General features: G+C 41.0%; 13 protein-coding genes and 1 pseudogene. 11 read left to right on the top strand and 3 right to left on the bottom strand.

Going from position 1 to position 20,746, the window contains the following annotated elements:
• Positions 1 to 274: 274 nt before the first annotated feature.
• From BP861_RS10685 to BP861_RS10675, 3 genes are all read right to left on the bottom strand, one after another.
• The gene (locus BP861_RS10685; RefSeq protein WP_292375290.1) at positions 275 to 3,724 is read right to left on the bottom strand and encodes a HEAT repeat domain-containing protein; all 3,450 of its coding nucleotides are present in this window, start codon (positions 3,722 to 3,724) and stop codon (positions 275 to 277) included.
• A gap of 386 nt (positions 3,725 to 4,110) precedes the next feature.
• Positions 4,111 to 4,365, bottom strand: coding sequence for a hypothetical protein (locus tag BP861_RS10680; protein ID WP_292375288.1), 255 nt, complete (start codon positions 4,363 to 4,365; stop codon positions 4,111 to 4,113).
• Positions 4,366 to 4,519: 154 nt separating this feature from the next.
• Positions 4,520 to 5,092: a flavodoxin family protein gene (locus BP861_RS10675; protein ID WP_292375285.1), complete on the bottom strand. Its 573-nt coding sequence runs from the start codon at positions 5,090 to 5,092 to the stop codon at positions 4,520 to 4,522.
• Between the two features lie 254 nt (positions 5,093 to 5,346).
• Here BP861_RS10675 and pta point away from each other — a divergent pair, with 254 nt between their 5' ends.
• The 11 genes and pseudogenes from pta to BP861_RS10620 form a co-directional block, all read left to right on the top strand.
• Positions 5,347 to 6,348, top strand: a complete 1,002-nt coding sequence (gene pta / locus BP861_RS10670) for a phosphate acetyltransferase (protein ID WP_292375282.1) — start codon at positions 5,347 to 5,349, stop codon at positions 6,346 to 6,348.
• Positions 6,349 to 6,470: 122 nt separating this feature from the next.
• Entirely contained in the window at positions 6,471 to 7,697 is a 1,227-nt protein-coding gene (locus tag BP861_RS10665) for an acetate kinase (protein ID WP_292375278.1), read from the top strand.
• A 181-nt stretch (positions 7,698 to 7,878) separates the two neighbouring features.
• Positions 7,879 to 8,628 (top strand): annotated as a pseudogene (locus BP861_RS10660) (acetate--CoA ligase family protein).
• 359 nt (positions 8,629 to 8,987) lie between these two features.
• Positions 8,988 to 9,590: a helix-turn-helix transcriptional regulator gene (locus BP861_RS10655; RefSeq protein ID WP_292375275.1), complete on the top strand. Its 603-nt coding sequence runs from the start codon at positions 8,988 to 8,990 to the stop codon at positions 9,588 to 9,590.
• 1 nt (position 9,591) lies between these two features.
• On the top strand, positions 9,592 to 10,440 hold the full coding sequence (locus tag BP861_RS10650) for a hypothetical protein (protein ID WP_292375273.1): 849 nt from the start codon (positions 9,592 to 9,594) through the stop codon (positions 10,438 to 10,440).
• A gap of 5 nt (positions 10,441 to 10,445) precedes the next feature.
• On the top strand, positions 10,446 to 11,945 hold the full coding sequence (locus BP861_RS10645) for a HEAT repeat domain-containing protein (protein ID WP_292375481.1): 1,500 nt from the start codon (positions 10,446 to 10,448) through the stop codon (positions 11,943 to 11,945).
• A gap of 223 nt (positions 11,946 to 12,168) precedes the next feature.
• On the top strand, positions 12,169 to 14,349 hold the full coding sequence (locus tag BP861_RS10640; protein WP_292375271.1) for an S-layer protein domain-containing protein: 2,181 nt from the start codon (positions 12,169 to 12,171) through the stop codon (positions 14,347 to 14,349).
• Between the two features lie 385 nt (positions 14,350 to 14,734).
• Positions 14,735 to 16,582: an S-layer protein domain-containing protein gene (locus tag BP861_RS10635; protein WP_292375268.1), complete on the top strand. Its 1,848-nt coding sequence runs from the start codon at positions 14,735 to 14,737 to the stop codon at positions 16,580 to 16,582.
• A 451-nt stretch (positions 16,583 to 17,033) separates the two neighbouring features.
• Positions 17,034 to 18,371 (top strand): YncE family protein, encoded by a 1,338-nt coding sequence (locus tag BP861_RS10630; protein WP_292375265.1) that lies wholly within the window; start codon positions 17,034 to 17,036, stop codon positions 18,369 to 18,371.
• Positions 18,372 to 18,700: 329 nt separating this feature from the next.
• The gene (locus tag BP861_RS10625) at positions 18,701 to 20,041 is read left to right on the top strand and encodes a YncE family protein (RefSeq protein WP_292375263.1); all 1,341 of its coding nucleotides are present in this window, start codon (positions 18,701 to 18,703) and stop codon (positions 20,039 to 20,041) included.
• Positions 20,042 to 20,368: 327 nt separating this feature from the next.
• Positions 20,369 to 20,746 (top strand): YncE family protein (locus BP861_RS10620; RefSeq protein ID WP_394339176.1); only part of this gene is annotated, 378 nt, incomplete at its 3' end.

Genomic DNA, 20,746 nt, shown 5'->3' with positions numbered 1-20,746 from the left:
ATCGAAGGTAGTTTTGAAACAGCTCATTGGTTAATATGAAGATTGGATCTCTCTGAGTAATTGTATTCCTTTAATAGCAGAGAGAGTTAATTTGTGTTTTGGAATTTCTATACGAAGAAAGACCGCTCTCCTGCGTCGAGCGTGACAAATTGAGGAAAAATACGGCTAGCACGGTTATTCTGTCTTGTTTTTCCTTTTTTTCCATTCCTCTGGTTGAAATGAAGTTATTTTCTTCTTCATTGTGGCTTGCTACTGCTTCCTACAGTTTTCTGGTTTATTTCAGTTCTAAATATAGCCCAGTTTTTAAGATCTTCTCCATTTCAATGCCTTCCAGAATCTCAAAAGCAAGATTTGCCGTAAATTCATCTTCCGAGCCAAGTAAAGCCTGCAAACGTGGCCTGTCTTCTTCAGTACATATCTTTTTGAGGGCTCCGGCTGCTTCGGCTTTTACGAAGCGGTTCCAGTCATATAGGCTGTTGAAAAGAGGTTCAATGGATTTTTTCGGCTTTATCCGGCCGAGGGCTTTTGCAGCAGCTATACGCGTGAAATCATCCGTGTCCGCAAGGGCGACAATAAGGTGATCTACTGTATTTTTGGCTTTAATACGGCCGAGAGCCTCGGCTGCTCCCGATCTTCCTTCATTATTTTGATCCATCAGCGCGTCAATAAGAGGTTCTACGGCCCGCCTAGATTTTATTTTTCCAAGCGCTCTTGCAGCTTCTTCCCTCACGGAGCCATTGTTATCAAAAACCAGAACGTCTATCAGGGGTTGGAGGGCTTTTTTTGACCTGATCCTGCCGAGGACATCAGCTGCAAAACGGCGCACGGTTGCGTCTCTAGACTTGAGAGCACTGACTAGTAGGGGGATAGCTTTTTCACAATCAAAAAGTCCCAAGGACTCGGCTGCAAGCCTCCTAACCTCATCATCTTCATTATCGAGTGCCTTGATCAGGGATTCAAAAGCTCTTTCGCGTCTGCTTTCGGATAGGCTTTGTAGGGATTTTGCGGTCTCCTTTCGAACAAGCTTATTTTCGTCTTTGAGGGCATTATCAATGAAATCAAAGATTCGATCTGATATGCAGTCCGGAATCCCCTCTAAATTTATCTGGCCCAGGGTTCTTACTGCACTCTGCCTTGTAAAAGGGTCTTCGGACTTGAAAATTCTAATAAGAGGCTCAAGAATTTTTTCAGATTCAAGTTGTCCGAGTGCATTTGCCGCTTCCTTCCTGACAAAACGGTTTTCGTCCCCCAGTGCAAAAAGTAGTGGAGCAATAGCCTTCCTGACTTTTATCATTCCAAGGGCTTTTGCGGCTTCCAGCCGGACTAAATGGCTGTTATCGTGGAGTTTACTTATCAGGGTTTTAGCAGCTTTCTCGGACTTAATTTCTCCAAGAGATTCTACGGCTGTCTTTCTTACAAATTCGTCCTCATCCGAGAGTGCGGAGACGAGAGAGTCAAGTGTTTTCTCGGATCCAACTACTCCGAGTCCTTTTGCGGCCTCCCTTCGGACGAAACGGCTTTTATCCCCAAGCATATTGACGAATGTGCCGGAAGTTTTATCTGATTTGATTTCTCCAAGCGCTCTTGTAGCAATCCAGCGTACAAATTCGTCTTTATCTTCAAGGGCATCTACAAATGGCTCAACAGCTCTTTCAGATCTCATCCTACCCAGGGCTTCAGCAGCTCCCAACCGGACAAGCTTATCTTCTTCTTGAAATGCTTTTATGAGAGCTTCCGCCACTTGCCTGGAATTTGTCCTTCCAAGAGCTCCTATAGCCCCAATCCGAACAAAGTCATCATTGGCCCCAAGTGCGGAAATAAGGACTTCCAGCGCTTTTTCAGATCCAATCTGCATCAGCGCATCGGCAGCCTCCAGCCGGACAGCTCTGTTCTTATCCGCAAACGTATTCCTGAGCAACTCGATTGCTCTCTCGGATCCTATTAAGCCAAGAGACTTTATAGCTTCTATCCTTACAGAATAATCTTCGTCCCCAACTGCAGCCTCAAGAGGGACGAGTGCCATCTCGGACCTTGTTTCCCCAAGCACTTTTGCAGTTTCTCTTTTCACCCTGATATCTTTATCCTCAAGTGCTCCAGTATTAGCTCTGATCCCACAGGCTCCGAGCCTTCCAAGGCTTTGAACAGCCTTTACTTTTTCTACGGTATACCTGCTGTCAAGTTTCCTGGCAAGTAAAGAACATAGCTTTCCTTTTGTTTCGGGGCTGGCTCTCACAGCACATTTTGAAGCCAGGTATAAATTTCCGCTTGAGACCATCGAATTTACAAGTTCTTCTCCTGAATCAACTAACTCCGAGGTTAACATTATTACATTTTCCCATCTCGGATTCCTGAATGCCTCTGAGATGTCCATTCCTTTTCCAAGGTACGTTTTCAGCTTTAAAGCCGCAAAATATTCCTGAAAAGCTCTATCTATCCCAAACTTTACTTCGGACCTCTTTTTTATTAGGAGTCCGAACCCTATACAGGCCTGAAGGAGTTTTCTGGACTTTATCTTTCCAGATCTGCTGCACTCAGTACACGTTTCTGCCACTTCAAGGGCATAGTCATACTTACATGAGATCTTATTCCTACACTGGAGTTTGAAGGATAATTCCATCAAGAGATTTTCAATGTCTGTTCTTCCGATATTAAGCTCCTCAGAATTTGTTTTTTTGACATTAAGCTCCTGAAAATCTATTCCTTTGGCACCAAGCTCCTGAAAATCTATTCTTTCTATACTCAGCGCGTGAAAATCCATTCTTCCAGAAAGCATCCTTTGTGAACTTTTTCTCTCAAAGCTTATTTTTAGAGGCAATTGATCCTGGAATCTGGAAAACTCGTCTCTTATTCTGTAATCTTTAAAAATCTCTGAAACGAAAGCCTGATATATTTCTACCCGGCTGGAAGGAATAGAGTCAAAAAGGGTAAAGTGTTTGATATCTTCCGGTCTTTCTCTTGTCCCCATATGCGCTGTTGAAAGTCTGATCCAGAGGTAAAGTAGCAAAGGATTCTGGAGAACCGGTTTTGACTGAATCTCAGCCAAGACTCTGGCTTTTAATAGCTTTGCCTGTCTCTTATTCGAGACATTCTTTTCTGTAAATAACTTTATTTTTTCATTGGTCAATTTTTCAAGTTCGCAAAGTGCAAACATACTTTTTAAACTATCAAAAGCCTCAGGTCTTGAGGCAATAACATATCTGCAATCTTCATACTCGGAAATAAAATCGGAGATTTCATCAAAGGGAGAGAAATTCTCAGAAGGCGTGAGCAGGTCAAGTCCGTCTAGTAACAGCAGGGCTTTTCCTTCGAGCAGTTTCTTAAAATCCGTCTCATAAATGCCTTTTTTCGCTAATTGTACTTTTAAATAATTGTAAAAAGAACCTTTAACATAGGAGTCGAGTGCTATATATATTGGAACAAATTCTTCTTTTTTCTTGAGGTATTCTCTGGCATAGACAGTACTCAGCCACTTAAGAGTGCTTGTCTTTCCAGAACCTGCCTCCCCGTAAATTATCAGATGCTTTTCTTTTTCCACAATTTGTGAGATCTTGAAGTCATAAGCAAGGGAAACTCTCTCTTCGAAAAGCCTGCGCGTTATTGGTAGTATTTCTCTAGCAGATAATTCTACGTAGTTGCAAGTTTTATCTCTATCTTCCAGCATTACATTTTTCAGATACTTTTCCAGATCTCCATTTGAGCTGCTTTCAGTTACGGATCCAAGCATAGCGGCCCCCCACTATCTATAAATGATGTTTCCTTTCTAGGTCTTATTCTTTTTGTCAGGGGACCTTTTTTAGGTTTACTGCTTTTGGTAAGTATCTTGGGCGATTTAAATTGGGAGTAATATTTTACAGGTCACTTCAAAGACCTGGGATCAAATAAGCAAGCTAAGTCTCTGAAAACCATTCACGATAAAAAGTGCTATATGATGGCTCATAGTACTGTATTCCCAGGGAACCTTCTGAACTAATTGATTATTGAAGTAAAAGCCTCCAGAAAAACATCCCTTAGCTTAAGTCTTGCTCCGAGGAGGATTATAGTTTCTATGAGCCCATCAACGACATATTTCTTTTTCATCAGAAAATGGAAGTTACTCCTACCAGTAACCCTTCAAGGGCGGGCATGAATAATACATAAGGTGTGGGAACTCGTGTAAAAGGAATCCATGTGTATACCCAGGAAAAGGTTGCTGTACTGGAGAGTCCGATCATAAACTCCTATTACAAACCCTATAAGGAGCCCAATTATAAAGACAATTGAATTGGCCCTGGCAGTTTCGGTATCAAACCGAACAATATATTCTGTCATCCTTAGGTATTCTTTTATACTATGGAATATCAACCTGGACCCTGGACCAATTTCCAAAAACTCGTGCCTCTTGAATCCTTTTATTTCTGCTTTTTTCTTGAACAAAAAGGTAAGTTTCAGGCTTTATTCTGCCTGAATATTTTTGTTCAAAGGATTTCAAGCATTTATTTAAATGTATCTGTATTATATTGTTTAATGTACTTCATTTGTCTTATTTTACGTTTTTTCGGATAAGTTCCACAACTTCACAGAGTTTTTTTGCAGTTTCGGAAACGGTCTGCATACCAATGGAGTCTTCTTCTGCCGGATTCCATGTTATTCCGCCGAAGTGAGCGTTATCGCCAACTACAATCATGCCTTGAATGTGCATCCAGTCGTGGATGGATTGAATAGTTTTTTCCTGCCCTCCGTTTCTTGAGCCTCCAACTGAGAGAGCTGCTCCTACTTTGTTTTTAAGTGCAAAGTTTTTGCGGCGAAGCAGGACACTTCTGTCAAAAAGAGCTTTGAGCTGGGCAGGATAATTACCCATATATACCGGCGATGCAACAATTATACCGTCGGCGGCTCTCATTTTCTCGTAAACTTCATCCATTCCGTCATCAATCACACATGAATCTTTTTCTATGCAAGCCCCACAAACTTTACAGGGGGCGATTCCCTTATTTGAGAGAAAGATTGTATCGGTTTCAAAACCTCTTTCTTTTGCAGTTTCGAGAGCAGATGCGATCATTTTCTCACAGTTCTGGCCCTTTCGCGGGCTACCTGAAATTCCCAGTATTTTCATTGAAATCATTCCGGAATTCTTTTATATCAATTTGTCATTTATATTCAGTAATATTGTCTTAAGTTTTACATATATAATATAAAATTAATCCAGATCATTATACATCATAAGGATAAAATTCGTATTTAAATCGGTGCTGGTCGCTCTAAATATATATTTTTCATTTTTATATATATCCCTATCAATTTTACGTAAATTTATATATTAAGACCCAGCTAACTTAAACTACTCTAAATCTATAGGAGGTTGGTTGATTGGTAACATTTTTAGAAAAGATCAGTGAAAGAGCAAAGAAACTCAACAAAACAATCGCTTTACCTGAAACTGAAGATATAAGAACCCTCCAGGCAGCTGCCAAAATCCTCGAAAGAGGTATTGCAAAGGTCGTTCTTGTTGGTAATGAAGAGGACATCAAGGCCCTTGCTGGTGATCTTGATCTCTCAAAAGCAAGAATTGTAAATCCTGAAACATATGAGAGAAAAGACGAATATGTTCAGGCTTTCTACGAATTGAGAAAGCATAAAGGTGTTACACTCGAAAGTGCAGCCGAAATTATGAAGGATTACGTTTACTTTGCTGTTATGATGGCCAAAATCGGTGAAGTCGACGGCGTAGTCTCAGGTGCTGCTCACTCTTCCTCTGATACACTTAGACCCGCTGTCCAGATCGTTAAGACTGCTCCGGGTGCAGCTCTTGCATCTGCTTTTTTCATCATTGCCGTACCGGACTGTGAATACGGGTCAGACGGGACATTCCTCTTTGCTGACTCGGGTATGGTCGAAATGCCCAGTGTGGAAGATGTTGCAAACATTGCTGTCATTTCTGCAAAAACCTTTGAACTGCTGGTTCAGGACACGCCATATGTTGCAATGCTTTCTTACTCCACCAAGGGAAGTGCACACAGCAAACTGACCGAGGCAACAATCGCTTCGACAAAGCTTGCACAGGAACTCGCCCCTGATATCGCAATCGATGGAGAACTCCAGGTAGATGCAGCAATTGTTCCCAAAGTTGCAGCTTCAAAGGCTCCAGGAAGCCCTGTTGCGGGCAAAGCTAATGTTTTTATATTCCCCGACCTCAACGCTGGAAATATCGCATACAAGATTGCCCAGAGGCTTGCAAAGGCTGAAGCTTATGGCCCTATCACCCAGGGACTTGCCAAGCCAATTAATGACCTGTCCAGAGGCTGCAGCGACGAAGACATTGTCGGTGCCGTTGCAATTACCTGTGTCCAGGCTGCAGCACAGGACAAGTAATCTCAAGTCGTTTCTATGTATACGAACGTTTTAGGAAGCTTTTTATTGACTTTCATATATAAAATATTTTATTGTATATATAAAACGTAAATTAAAAGCAATCTATGAATTGGGGTTTAAACATGAAGGTATTGGTAATAAATGCAGGAAGCTCATCTCTGAAATATCAATTAATTGATATGACCAATGAGTCCGCTCTTGCAGTTGGTCTCTGTGAGAGGATAGGTATCGATAATTCGATCATTACCCAGAAAAGGTTCGATGGCAAAAAGCTGGAAAAGACTACTGACTTCCCCAATCACAAAGTAGCTATGGAAGAGGTTGTTAAGAGTCTTACTGATCCGGAATTTGGTGTCATCAAGGATATGAGTGAGATTAACGCTGTAGGGCACAGGGTTGTGCATGGTGGCGAGAAATTTACTGCTTCGGCTTTAATTGACGCAGATGTAGAAAAGTCTATAAGAGACTGTTTTGATCTGGCTCCTCTCCACAACCCCCCAAATATGATGGGTATTACTGCCTGTCAAGAACTCATGCCTGGCGTACCAATGGTTGCCGTGTTTGACACTGCGTTCCACATGACAATACCAAAATATGCCTACATGTATGCTCTGCCATACAGCATGTACGAAAAATACGGGATCAGGAAATACGGTTTCCACGGAACTTCCCATATGTACGTTTCCAAAAGGGCTATCGCTATGCTTGGAAAATCCGCAGAGGAAACTAAGATTATCACCTGCCACCTTGGGAACGGTTCAAGCATCGCAGCTGTTAAAGGTGGAAAATCCATTGAGACCACCATGGGCTTTACCCCGCTTGAAGGGGTCTGCATGGGCACTAGATGTGGTTCCATTGACCCTGCAGTAGTTCCCTTCATTATGGAAAAAGAAAACCTCTCTCCTAGGGACGTCGACACCCTTATGAACAAGAAGTCCGGTGTGCTCGGAATTTCCAGCATCAGCAATGACTTCAGAGACCTTGATGAAGCCGCATCCCACGGTAATGAGAGAGCCGAGCTTGCACTCGAAGTCTTCGCTTACAAGATCAAGAAAGTCATTGGTGAGTATTCAGCTGTGCTCGATGACCCAGATGCAATAGTTTTCACCGCAGGCATCGGAGAAAATAGCGCAACCATCAGAAAGAGAATTCTTTCCGGTCTTGAGAACTTTGGAGTAAAGATTGACGAAGAAAAGAACAAGATCAGAGGTCAGGAAATCGACATCTCCACTCCAGATTCAAAGGTTCGAGTCTTTGTTATCCCAACCAATGAAGAACTTACCATTGCAAGGGATACTAAGGAAATTGTTGAGACCGAAGTTAAACTACGCAGTTCCATACCTGTCTGAAAGTAAAGGAGATTTCTCCTTTACTTTTTCTATTTTTAAGTTTATACAGTATTTTTTCCGTTTTTCCGCGTTTTTTCAAGAATTGCTTTTTCGGCCTTCCAGAGCTGAAATTTTATATTGTCACAAAATTAATACCCTTAAAGAATAACTGTCCTTAAGCTGTTATAGCTGTTATATAACTATGAACCAGATAGATTCTATCCCTCATGTATTCGAGCCAGATAGGGTATTGACAGCCAGAGTTTTTGAGGCTGCCAGAGCAAAGAACCAGCACATACTGGGCCTTGAAGCTTTTGATATTCTGAAATCTTACGGCATTCCTGTATTGAGGACTACGTTTGCAAAAACTGCAGAAGAAGCTATAATTGCTGCAGAAAAGATAGGTTATCCTCTTGTAATAAAGATCGTTTCTCCGCAGATTCCTCATAAGTCGGTATTGGAGGAATCAAACTCTCCCTTCAAAATGCCGCTAAGGTGAAAGCTGCCTATCAGGAAATGATGGGAAAGCATCCCAAAGAAACTGCCGGACGCGCTTCTTGAAGGTGTACAGCTTCAGCCAATGCTCTCAGGCGGTAGAGAAGTAATTATCGGGATGGTACGCGATCCTACTTTCGGGCCCATGCTAATGTTCGGGCTTGGCGGAATTTATGTAGAGATTATCAAAGATATCCAGTTTGCGATAGCCCCTGTTGACGAAAAAGAATCAAGAGGGATGATTACAAGAATTAAAACCTATCCACTTCTTGCCGGAGTCAGAGGGGCAAAGCCTTCTGACATTGACGCGCTTGTAGACGCAATTCTTAAGTTTTCGAGGCTTGTTTGCGATTTTCCGGAGATTGAGGAATTCGAGATAAACCCTATGATGGTTTTTGAAGATGGAAAAGGCGCTCTTGCTGTAGATTTAAGACTGATACTGAAAAGTGACCTGTGACTTTTTTCAATCAAGCGCAGCCTTGATCCGCAACCATTGCACCGGTTGATCCGTCGCTCACATCGTTTTCGCTCAAGCCTTTTTTTGAAAAGGCTTGCGGTCAAGCAGTTTTTGAAAAGGTTTTCTTTTCTACTCAAACTATTTCCAAGCTGTTCTAATTCCTACCACAGTCCATTCTATCTAAGTCATTTCTTCTAGTTTTTCAAATCCTTCTCAATAACTTTTTCGCCATCAGATGGCAGTGGTTTCAGATTCCTGAGACGTTTCAGGCCTGGTCATACTAAAATTATAACATTTGTTTCGTACATACTAGGAGTAGTAAATGAGGTGGTAAGACGGCCCAGGAACGGAAAAGACTCATGCTGGCTGTGGGTATCCTGCTTATTTCGAGCACTGTAGCCATTAATCTCCTGCTTGAGGATTCACCAGTGGTAATCCAGCTTGAAGGGGATACGTTCAAGGTTGTGGATATCCCGTATGTATATACTGTAAAAGAAGCGTATATTCTCCTTTTTTCCGGGTTTTTTGGAGGTCTGGCGCTGGCCCAGGTTTTGCGGTCACTGGGAGTTCAAGGCTCTGAGCTTTCAATAACCGGACAGGCAGCACAGATAGCGGCTCTCAACGTTATCACAGAAAAACCTCCAGAGAAGGTTTTTGAGGTCTCGCTTGAAACTGACTCTATTGAGGAAACTTTGCCCAAAGCTAACATTGACCCTACAGATGTTCTTCTGCGGGCCCTTGAAGGAGACGAACGGAAAGCCGTTGAATTGATTGCAGCAAAAGGAGGAAGAATTCTCCAGAATGAACTTGTAAATTCTCTCGACTTTTCCAAGGCCAAAGTTTCTCGAGTTCTCATGAACCTGGAAAAGAGAGGCATAATAACAAAGAAAAAGTATGGGCTTACAAATTGCATTTCGATAGCTGATGAGCTTAAGGATAATATAGGGTTGAGGGGTGAATGACGTGAAGAGAGGTGCTCTTATTTCGGTTTCAGTTGTTTTACTGGTTCTGGTTCTGGGAGGGTCATGGTACTATGGAAATGGAGCCGATGTAAAAATTACTGATATTTACGCTTCTCCTTTTGGGGCCAATGACCCTGGAAAGCTGAACATAACGCTTCAAAATAACGGTTTAAAGCCCGTGGATGTGTGGCTTGAGATTGAGAATGCTTTTGTGGACGAAAATGGGGTAAGTTACTCAACTCCAAGGCTGATAATTTCCGATAATTCCACAGGTCCATGGGATGAAGGATCAGTTTCTCTTCAGAAGCCGATAAAGCTTGTTCCAGGAAATAACTCGGTCAAGGTATGGCTTGGGTATCAGCTTCCAGGGGAATACCCTGTAAAGGTTAAGGTCGTTCAGAATGGCAGACTTCTGGACGAAGACACTTATCTTGTAAATGTCCCGCTTCCCGAACTACATCTTAAGCTTGAGAATGAACTCGAACGCGGAAACACCTCTGATGTGTATAAGGTTTATGCCTATCTTATAAATTACGGGTTGAGCTCTGCAGACAAAGTGAGTACTAACTTAACAGTGACAAACGAAAGAACAGGGAAAATTGTGTTTACATCTTCCGAATTTTATTCCGTGGGCGGAAAGGATAAAAGTGCCCTAAGAGCCTGGCCGGGTTATCCATATGCAATTGTGGAAATTGCGCACGGTAAACCCTCAGGAGATTCATATAAGCCTATCCCGATTGTGATTGTCGGGCAAAACGGGGATCGCTTCCTGCTGAATATAACATCCCGATGGCAGGATCAGGTAACATCTGCCGAATTAAATATTCCGGCTCAGGAGGAGGGCAGGTGAAGCATATGATAAAAAGAGATGAACTTTTCAGTTGCAAGAGTGCAAAACTTTTGATTCTTATGTTCTTGCTTTTCGGAATCTGTGCTGGCTGTCTTGATAAGGATCCGGTAGAAGCTCGAGTGAATACACTGGTTCAGAGTCTCGGGGATGAGGATGAGAGAGTCAGTTCACTTTCAGCTAATGAACTTTGCGCGATCGGGGAACCTGCAGTAGACCCACTTATAAAAGCTTTAAAGGATGATAATCCTCAGGTTCGAAGCCTTGCTGCCCAAAATCTGGGAATAATAGGTGACAAAAAAGCTACAAATTCGTTAATAAAAGCTCTGAAAGACCCGGTCTCGGAGGTTCGTATGAATGCAGCTTTTTCACTTGGACAACTTCAAGCCGTTGAAGCTGTTGAGCCCCTTATTGAGCTTTTAAAGGATGAAAACGGAGAGGTAATTCGCTATACGGTAATTGCGCTTGGAATGTTGAAAGATCCCAGGGCTACTGAACCTCTTTGTGAGGTTCTGAAACGCGATGATGCCAGTATAAGCTATGATGGCGATTCGGATATGCGCTACACGGGCAATTCGAATATACGCTCTGAGGCTGTATTTGCCCTTGGAGAAACTGGAGATCCGCGAGCAGTTGACACCCTCTTGGATCTATTAGCTGACAAAGAAGTTGGAAGGTCTGCAGCTTCCAGTCTTGGCCGTATTAAAGGGGAATATGTGTTCGGAAAACTTATTAAACTGCTGGACAGCAAAAATCCTACAACCCGGACCAACGCCGTAGCTGTATATGAGCATATTCAGGACCCTGCTGCTGTTCCTATTCTGGTTCGGATGCTGAATGACCAGGTTCCAGAAGTGCGCATAGGAGCCGCTTACGCTTTGGGTCATTTTAATGAGTCTGAGGAAATTGCCCAGACCGAGCAGCCCCTAATTAATGCCCTCGGAGACAGTAAAGTAAAGGTACAGGCAGCTGCCGCTGGTTCTCTTGGACGTATTGAAAGCAAAAAAGCGATACCACTCCTTGCAGAGCTCATTCAGTCTAAAGATTCTACTCTCTGCGAGACTGCTATCTATTCCTTGGCAAGATATAAAGATCCTGAGGCTGCAGACGCTCTTATTGCCGCTCTTGGAAATGAAAACTGGCACATACGAATGAAAATTGTTTATTCTCTTAGGGAAGTCGGGGACACCCGGGCGGTCGATCCTCTAATTTCCTTGCTTGGGGATGAAAGTTCTGGAGTAAGAAAAGGTGCTGCAAGTGTACTTGGATCACTTGGCGATAGGAAAGCTGTTGAGCCTATCATTAAGGCCCTTGAGATCGAAAGAGAGTCGGATGTCAGAGTATCGGAAGTTCAAGCTCTTGGGATACTGGGAGGACCAGAAGCTATCAACTGTTTGAGCCGGGTCAGCACCGATAAAGACGAGTATAACTACGTCAGGAGTTCTGCAGAGAAAGCATTGGTGATACTCAAGGGAGGTGGGACAGTGAATCCCTCCTCTTTTTATTAATGACATATTTGGAGTGAAAAGAGAAGAACTTAATGTAATAAGTTTTGAATCTAAACTAATGTAATAAGTTTTGAATCTAAACAATTTCGAAGTGAACACATTCCACAAGCATTTCAAATTTTTACAGCCCACGAGTTGTTGATTAATAATGCCAAATGTTAGCGGGAGTTCTGCTAGGGTTGGAATGTCCAAAAAAATATTAAAACAAGGAGGAAACAACTTAATGAAGAAATATACAGTAATTTTGCTGGCTGCCTTCACTATCCTAATTTCAGTTGCTGCATATAACGCAAACGCAGCAGACAATGCCAGCAGTATAACCAAAGTTTGCGATGTAACCGGCACCGGCTATAATAGCGAGAGTTGGTCTAACGAACAATATCCGATAATCGATTTATTTGGAGAAAAAGAGGTTCCACTGTTTACCACCAATGGAAGCACTGGGAATGTACATGTTAACAAACTTGCCAAGTTGATTCTTGATGATAATGAGACTTACACCCTCCAAGACGGTGAAAAACTCGATCTTGGCAATGGATACGCTCTTGAAGTAAAGCAGATCAATATTGACAATGAGGAAATATGGTTTGAGTTCAGTAAGGATGGAAAATATATTACTGACCAAATAGTCCCAGCCAATACTGATAGCAACAAGACATGGACTGTTGCCCTTGACAATGTTCAGGGCGAAAATAATATTGTTGTCATGAAAGTTTATGTCAATCAGTTATTTGCGGGTGCAGTAGATAATATCGTTCGGATTGACGGGATCTGGTTGATTGATTATGCAAATGCCACAACTCTCAAGGTAGGAGATAAAATAGGAGAATTCACTCTTGAGAATATCGTCAGCGGAGTAAACACTTCTAATATGGGAGGCCTTGTTTTTGAAAATACCACGGGATCTTCAGTAGCTTGTAATGTTGTCGGTACAAATTATAAATGCGACAGCTGGTCTGATGTTACAGCAGACACTGCAAATACGGCAGACACTGCAAACACAGCAGACAATGTAACAGACAATGTAAGCAATATAACCGATGTTTGTGATGTTGTTAGTACCAGTTATAAATGGGTATCTAATGAACAGTATCCAGTAATCGATTTATTTGGAGATAAATATGTTCCGCTGTTTAACACTAATGAAAGTATCTGGGATGCACATATTGACAAGCTTGCCAAGTTGATTATTGACAGTAATGAACGTCACGTTCTCAAAGACGGTGAAAAACTCGATCTCGGCCAGGGCTACGCTCTCGAAGCAAAGCAGATAAGTATTCCCAATCAGCAAGCCTGGCTCGAGTTCACAAAGGACGGAAAATATATTGATGATCGAATAGTTACACTCAATGATGACAAGAATACAACATGGACTGTTACTCTTAACAATAATATTCAGGGCGAAAACAACGTTATTGTCATGAGAGTTCATGTTGACGGTGTAAGCGGATTGGTAGAAAATAATATCCTTCAATATAGTTGTGTTTCGATTGACGGAATCTGGCTCACTGACTATTTAGATGTCAGAAACCTTAAAATCGGAGATAAAATAGGAGAATTTACACTTGAAGAAATAATCAGCGGAGAGAATATCTCTAACCAGGGGAGCCTTGTTTTTAAAAATGCTACGGGATCTTCTATAAGCTGTAATGTTGTTGGTACTAATTATAAATGTGACAGCTGGTCTAATCAATATCCATCCATCAATTTATTTGGAGAGAAGTATTTTCCGTTGCTTGCCAATAGCGACCAATCACGGAAACCTCATAACGACCCAATCTGGGAATGTCATGTTGATAAGCTTGCTAAACTCGTTCTTGATAGCGATGAGAAACACCTCCTGAAGACCGGTGAAAAACTCGATCTCGGCCAGGGCTACAGCCTCCAGATCAAGCAAATCGACGTTGCTGGAGATAGGGCTTTGATCGAATTCGATAAAGATGGAAAATATGTAGATGACACTATCGTTTTAACTTATCCCAATGAGCATTATTGGACTTGTTTACGTGATAATATTCAAGGGGAAGACAATATTCCTGTCCTGAAAGTCTATGTTAGCAAAGTCTATCAGGACGGAAGCGATAGTATTGTCCAGATTGACGGGATCTGGCTAATTGATTATGCAAATGCCAGAACCCTTAAAATCGGGGATAAAATCGGAGAGTCCACGCTTAAAAAAATAGTTAGCGGGACAAATTCGTCTAACCTGGGAAGTCTTGCTTTCAAGAATACTCAAACTGTTGGTTCTTATTCACATGCCTCCAAAGAGGAACCGATCGTATCTAGTAACAAGAGTACAAGCCCATCTATTTCATGGCACCTGGACTTTTTGAAGTTTTTCACAAGCAAATTTTTAGATGAAGGAGAACCCGACTCTACAAAAGCATCAAACACCACAGTATAAAGAAAAAAATCAACAAACAATTTCCAGCTCTGTAGAAGTCCTCTTCAAATAGACAGAAACGGATCATCTTCAATTATCGAGAATCCAGCCCACATCTTGAATCACAGGTATTTAAGGCTACTCCAAGAAGATTTCTATAGAGCCCAATTTCCTGACTTCATGTTTTTATCAGTCTAGCAATAAAATTTGGGTCTTGTCGAAAGACTTTATATTGTTTTCCTCGTTTTTGATCGATAACGGTCAATGATTAGTGGAAACTATGCTAGATTTTGAGGATCCAACAAACTACTAAAAAACTGAGTGCAGTTAAGACACCCTGGACGAATCAAAGTCTGAAGGATGCTCTTAGCAACCTGTAGATAGAAGAAACAAGGAGGACAGTAAAGTGAAGAAATATAAAATAGTTGTACTTTTGGCTTTTACTCTATTAATTTCAATAGCAGTAAACACAGGAAGTGCAGCAGACAATAATTGCAGTAAAGCTAATATTTGCAATGTTGTTAGCACCCATTATAAATGCAGTACCTGGTCTAATGACGAGTATCCAGTAATCGATTTATTTGGGGAGAAAAATGTTCCACTGGTTGCCAATTACAACCCAATCTGGCAGTGTCACGTTAATAAACTTGCCAGGCTCGTTCTTGACAGTAACGCAACTTATACCCTCAAAGCTGGCGAAAAACTCGACCTTGGTCAGGGGTATGCTCTTGAAGTAAAGCAGATTGACATTGACGGAATGAAGGTTTGGCTTGAATTTACCAAGGATGGGAAATATGTTGCTGATCAAATTCTCTCGGTTAATACTGATAGCAACAAGACATGGACTGTTGCCCTTGACAATGTTCAGGGCGAAAATAATATTGTTGTCATGAAAGTTTATGTCAATCAGTTATTTGCGGGTGCAGTAGACAATATCGTTCGGATTGACGGAATCTGGCTGATTGACTATGAAAATGCCAGAACTCTTAATGTTGGAGATAAAATCGGAGGATTCACACTTCAGCAAATCATCAATGGAACTAATTCATCTAACCCTGGGAGCCTTGTTTTCGAAAAGGTTACGGAATTTCCTGTAAGCTGTAATGTTGTCAGTACCGATTATGAATGCGATAGTTGGTCTAATGAACAATACCCAGTAATCGATTTATTTGGAGAAAAAAACGTTCCATTGGTTGCCAATTATGACCCTATCTGGAAATGTCACGTTGACAAACTTACCAAACTCGTTCTGGATAGCGGTGACAAACACAGCCTGAAGGCAGGCGAAAAACTCGATCTCTGCAAGGGATACAGCATCCAGGTCAAGGAGATCGATGTTGATGGAAAGAAGGTTTGGCTTGAGTTCGATAAAAATGGAAAATACGTAGATGATACTATTATCTCAACTGATCCTGGTGACAATAATTGGACCTGTTATCTTGACAAAATTCAAGGTGAAGACAATGTTCCTGTCCTGAAAGTCCATGTTAGCGACGTATCCAGAAGTGGAGATGACAGTATTGTCAATATTGACGGAATCTGGCTGATTGACTATGCAAATGCCAGGACCCTTAAAATTGGAGATAAAATCGGAGGATTCACACTTGAGAAAATAGTCAATGGGACAAGTTCATCAAACCTTGGGAGCCTTGTTTTCGAAAAGATTACAGAATCTCCTGTAAGCCGTAACGTTGTTAGCACCAGTTATAAATGCAGTACCTGGTCTAATGAACGATACCCCTTAATCAATTTATTTGAAGAGAAGAACGTTCCATTGGTTGCCAATTACGACCCTATCTGGAAATGCCATGTTGACAAGGTTGCCAGGCTTGTTCTTGACAGCAGTGACAAATTCACCCTGAAGGCTGGCAGTAAACTTGGTCTTGGCCAGGGCTACAGTATCAAGGCCAGGCAGGTTGACGTTGACGGTAAAAAGGTTTGGCTTGAGTTCGATAAAAATGGAAAATACGTAGATGATACTATCCTTTCAACTGGTGAGAACTGGACTTGCTTCCTTGACAGTATTCAAGGCGAAGACCATGTTCCTGTTCTGAAAGTCCATATTAGCAACGTCTATCAGAGTGGAAACGACAGTATTGTTCAGATTGACGGGATCTGGCTGACTGACTATGCAAATGCCAGAACTCTTAACGTTGGAGATAAAATCGGAGGATTCACACTTGAGAATATCGTTAATGGAGTAAATAAATCTAACCTGGGAAGCCTTATTTTCAGAAAAATCTCAAATAGCTAACTACCTGCACCACCCACCTTAAAAACAAAAACATTACCCACCTTAAAAACAAACTAATGTATCGATTCCAGAACTAGTCCATCACTGAAAAAAATTCATTGTTAATGAATAAATTTAAAATTTCAAGTCCGTGAAGGTGTTTCGAAATCGATACATTGAAAAACACCATTGAAAGTTACAGCCTGATTTCCCAAGTTTCAAGATATAAATCGAATTTCACAGGTCTAATAGCCAGATGATTTAATTCCAAACTTAGAGCCTGAAGTTTATATGCTTAAAAAATTAGCATAATTCGACATCATGAGAAATTTGTGCACTTAAAAAGTGGAACTTAGGTTATGGCAGAAGAACGTATGTATATCAATAAAATTATAATAATTTCATTATGATAATTACATTATAATAGTGGACCACGTCACTATCATTAGACAAACACTGGCAGGGGAAAAAGATGAAAAATACAGTTATGTCAATGACACCGATTTCCACTTTTTCGCTTCCACTCTCATCTATTGCGAGATCTAATAAAGCAAACAGAAAATGCAACATTATAAATCTTTTTGGAATAACGACACTTTCTGTTTTTATATTGATAAGCGTCACAGGTGCATCACCATTTGCATATGTTGCAAATGTAGAGAGTAACAACGTTTCTATAATTGATACATTCACAGATACCGTTGCAGCCACAGTACCTGTAGGAAACTGTCCTCTGGGAGTTGAAGTCAGTTCTGATGGAACTAGAGTATATGTGGCAAACTGCATGAGCAATAGTGTTTCCGTAATTGACGCAACCAAAAATAAGGTAATAGGCACAGTCCGAGTAGGAAGCTATCCTGAGGGAGTTGCAGTCAATCCAGATGGAACGAAGGTATATGTTGTAAACGCTGCGAGCAACACTATCTCTGTAATTGACACGGCAACAAATGAAGTTACAGCCACAGTACCTGTAGGAAACTTGCCTGTGGATGTTGCAATCACCCCTGACGGAAGAATAGTATATGTGGCGAACTCCGGCATTCCTCCTGACTACCAAGGTAATATTTCTGTAATTGACACAGCAACAAACACTATTACAACGTCAGTAAATGTGGAAAAAGATCCACATGGAATTGTAGTCAACCCGGATGGAACAAAGGTGTATGTTGTTAACTCCAATGGTTATCCTTACTACAAAGGTACTGTTTCTGTAATTGACACTGCAACAAACAATGTTACAGCTACAGTGCCTGTAGGAAGCGCCCCATCTGGAATTGCAGTCAACCCAGATGGAACAAGAGTATATGTGGCGGTAGAAAATCCAGATGGATATTTTTTAGAACGCATAGGTGGTGTAACTGCAATTACAGGTGCTGTTGATGTAATTGACACAGCTAAATATGAGTTTATAGACAGAGTGAGTGTGGGATCAGCTCCTCAAGAAGTTGCAGTCACCCCAGATGGAAATAAGGTTTATGTAGTGAACTATGGGAGCAACACTACTTCTGTAATTGACACAGCCACAAATACTGTTAATACTACGATGCCCGTAGGAGGATCCCCTACTGCTGTCGGAATTGGTCCGGTAATAAAATCCAGTTCTATTATTGGATTAAACGGTACTTCTTTCTTAAACTCTAAAACTCGAACAAGGAACCAGACAAATAATACCGAAATTACAGCAAATGCAGGAGCAGCAGGTAAGCAGGAAAGATCTATCCCTACTCAAGCATCAATTCCTTTTCTAAACTCTATTTGGGTACTTATCTCAATTTTAGGAGCAGTTGCATTTGTAAGAAAGATGAAGTAATAATACGATTCTGTTGACACATCTTGTTATTTAACCTAGTAAACCTAAGCAAGGGGATTTTACATTTTCCCCTTACTTCTCAGTGCAAATTTCGATAAATTCAGTTGTCTGTTTATATTAGTGTATCGATTCCAGAATGAATCCATTATTGAAGGAAGAATTCGTTGATCAATGGATATGTCTTATAATTCAGATTTGTGAGCGTATTTTGGAATTAATACAATAGAACATACCATAAAGAGTTATAGCATAAGAACACGTGTTTATTAATTACATTATAATGTTGAACCACGTCACTATCATTAGACAAACACTGGCAGGGAAAGAAGATGAAAAGTAAAATTATATCAAGAACATCGATTTCCACTTTTTCGTTTCCAACCTCATCTATTGCAAGATCTAATAAAGCATGCGGAAGATGCAGCATCATAAAAGTTTTTGGAGTGGCGACACTTCTGGTTTTAATACTGGCGGGTGTCACAGTTGCATCACCGTTTGCATATGTTGCAAATACAGAGAGTAATAATATTTCTGTAATTGACACTGCAACAAACACCGTTACAGCGACAGTAAATGTTGGAAGCTGTCCGCAGGGAGTTGCAGTTAGCCCGGACGGAACAAGAGTATATGTGACAAACTGCCTGAACAATAGTGTCTCTGTAATTGACGCAACCGAAAATAAGTTAATAGGCACAGTCCGAGTAGGAAGCTATCCTCTTGGAGTTGCAGTCAATCCAGACGGAACAAAGGTGTATGTTGCGAACTCTCCGAGCAAAACTATCTCTGTAATTGATACGGCAACAAACAATGTTACAGCCACAGTAAAAGTAGGAAATTTGCCTAGGGATGTTGCAGTCGCCCCTGACGGAAAAAAGGTATATGCAGTGAACTTTAGCGAATACTCTGACTACCAAGGTAATGTTTCTGTAATTGACACGGCAACAAACACTATTACAGCAACAGTAAATGTAGAAAAAAGTCCAGAAGGAATAGCAGTCAGTCCGGATGGAACAAAGGTGTATGTGGTTAACTCTAATAGTCATCCTTACTACAACGGTACTGTTTCTGTAATTGACACGGCAACAAATAAAGTTACAGCGACAGTAAATGTTGGAAGCTGTCCACAGGGAATTGCAGTCAGTCCGAATGGAAAGAGGGTATATGTAACGGTAGATATGCCCGATGGATACTCAGGTAAAGGTGATATTGATGTAACTTCAACAGGTACTGTTGATGTAATTGACACGACCACAAATAAGGTTATAGACACAGTGAATGTGGGATTAACTCCTCATGAAGTTGCAGTCACACCAGATGGAAATAAGGTATACGTAGTAAACTATGGGAGCAACACTACTTCTGTAATTGACACAGCAACAAACAAAGTTAATACTACGGTGACCGTAGGAGGAGATCCTACTGCTGTGGGGATTGGTCCGGTGACAACTTCCAGTTCTACTGAGTCAAACAATACTTCTTTATTAGGCCATATAAGTCAAACCGAAAACCAGACAAATGATACCGGGATGACAGCAAATGCAGGAACAGCAAGTAAGGAGGAAAAAGAATCCATCCCTACTAAAGCATCAAAAGATACTCCTTTTCTAAGTCCTATTTGGGTACTTGTAGCAGTACTGGGGGCAGTTGCATTTGTAAAAAAGATGAGATAATATAGATTATGTTGACACATCTTATTATTTAACCCAGCAACCCTAAGCAAGGGAGAAAAATAAAATCTCCCTTGCTTCTCAATGCAAATTTCTAAAAATTCAGTTTTCTGCCTATATTAGTGTACCGATTCCAGAACTAATCCATTATGAAGGAAGGGTCCAGTGGTCAATGGATGACGTCTTATAGTCAGGTTTGTGAGCGTATTTTGGAACTAATACAATAGAACATACCATAAAGAGTTATAACATAAGAGGACTTGTTTATTAATTACATTGTAATGTTGAATCATGTCACTATCATTAGACAAACACTGGCAGGGAAAGAAGATGAAAAGTAAAATTATATCAAGGACACCGATTTCCACTTTTTCGCTTCCACTCTCATCTATTGCAAGATCTAATAAAGCAAACAGAGAATGCAACATTATATACACTTTTGGGATAGCAACACTTTCAATTTTAATATTAGCAGGTGTCGCAGGTGCATCACCATTTGCATATATTACAAACTTAGAGAGTAACAATGTTTCTGTAATTGACACTGCTACGGATACTGTTAAAGCTACGGTTAATGTAGGAACCGAGCCTTTTGGAGTCGCGGTCAGCTCGGACGGAACAAGAGTATATGTGACAAACTGCATGGGTAATAGTGTCTCAGTAATTGATGCAACCAAAAATAAGTTAATAGGCACAGTCCGAGTAGGA

This window comes from Methanosarcina sp. UBA411, assembly GCF_002495725.1.
In the GTDB taxonomy this organism is placed as follows: Archaea; Halobacteriota; Methanosarcinia; order Methanosarcinales; family Methanosarcinaceae; genus Methanosarcina.
Note: the sequence above shows the minus strand (reverse complement) of the source record. Positions and strands in the feature narration are given on the sequence as shown.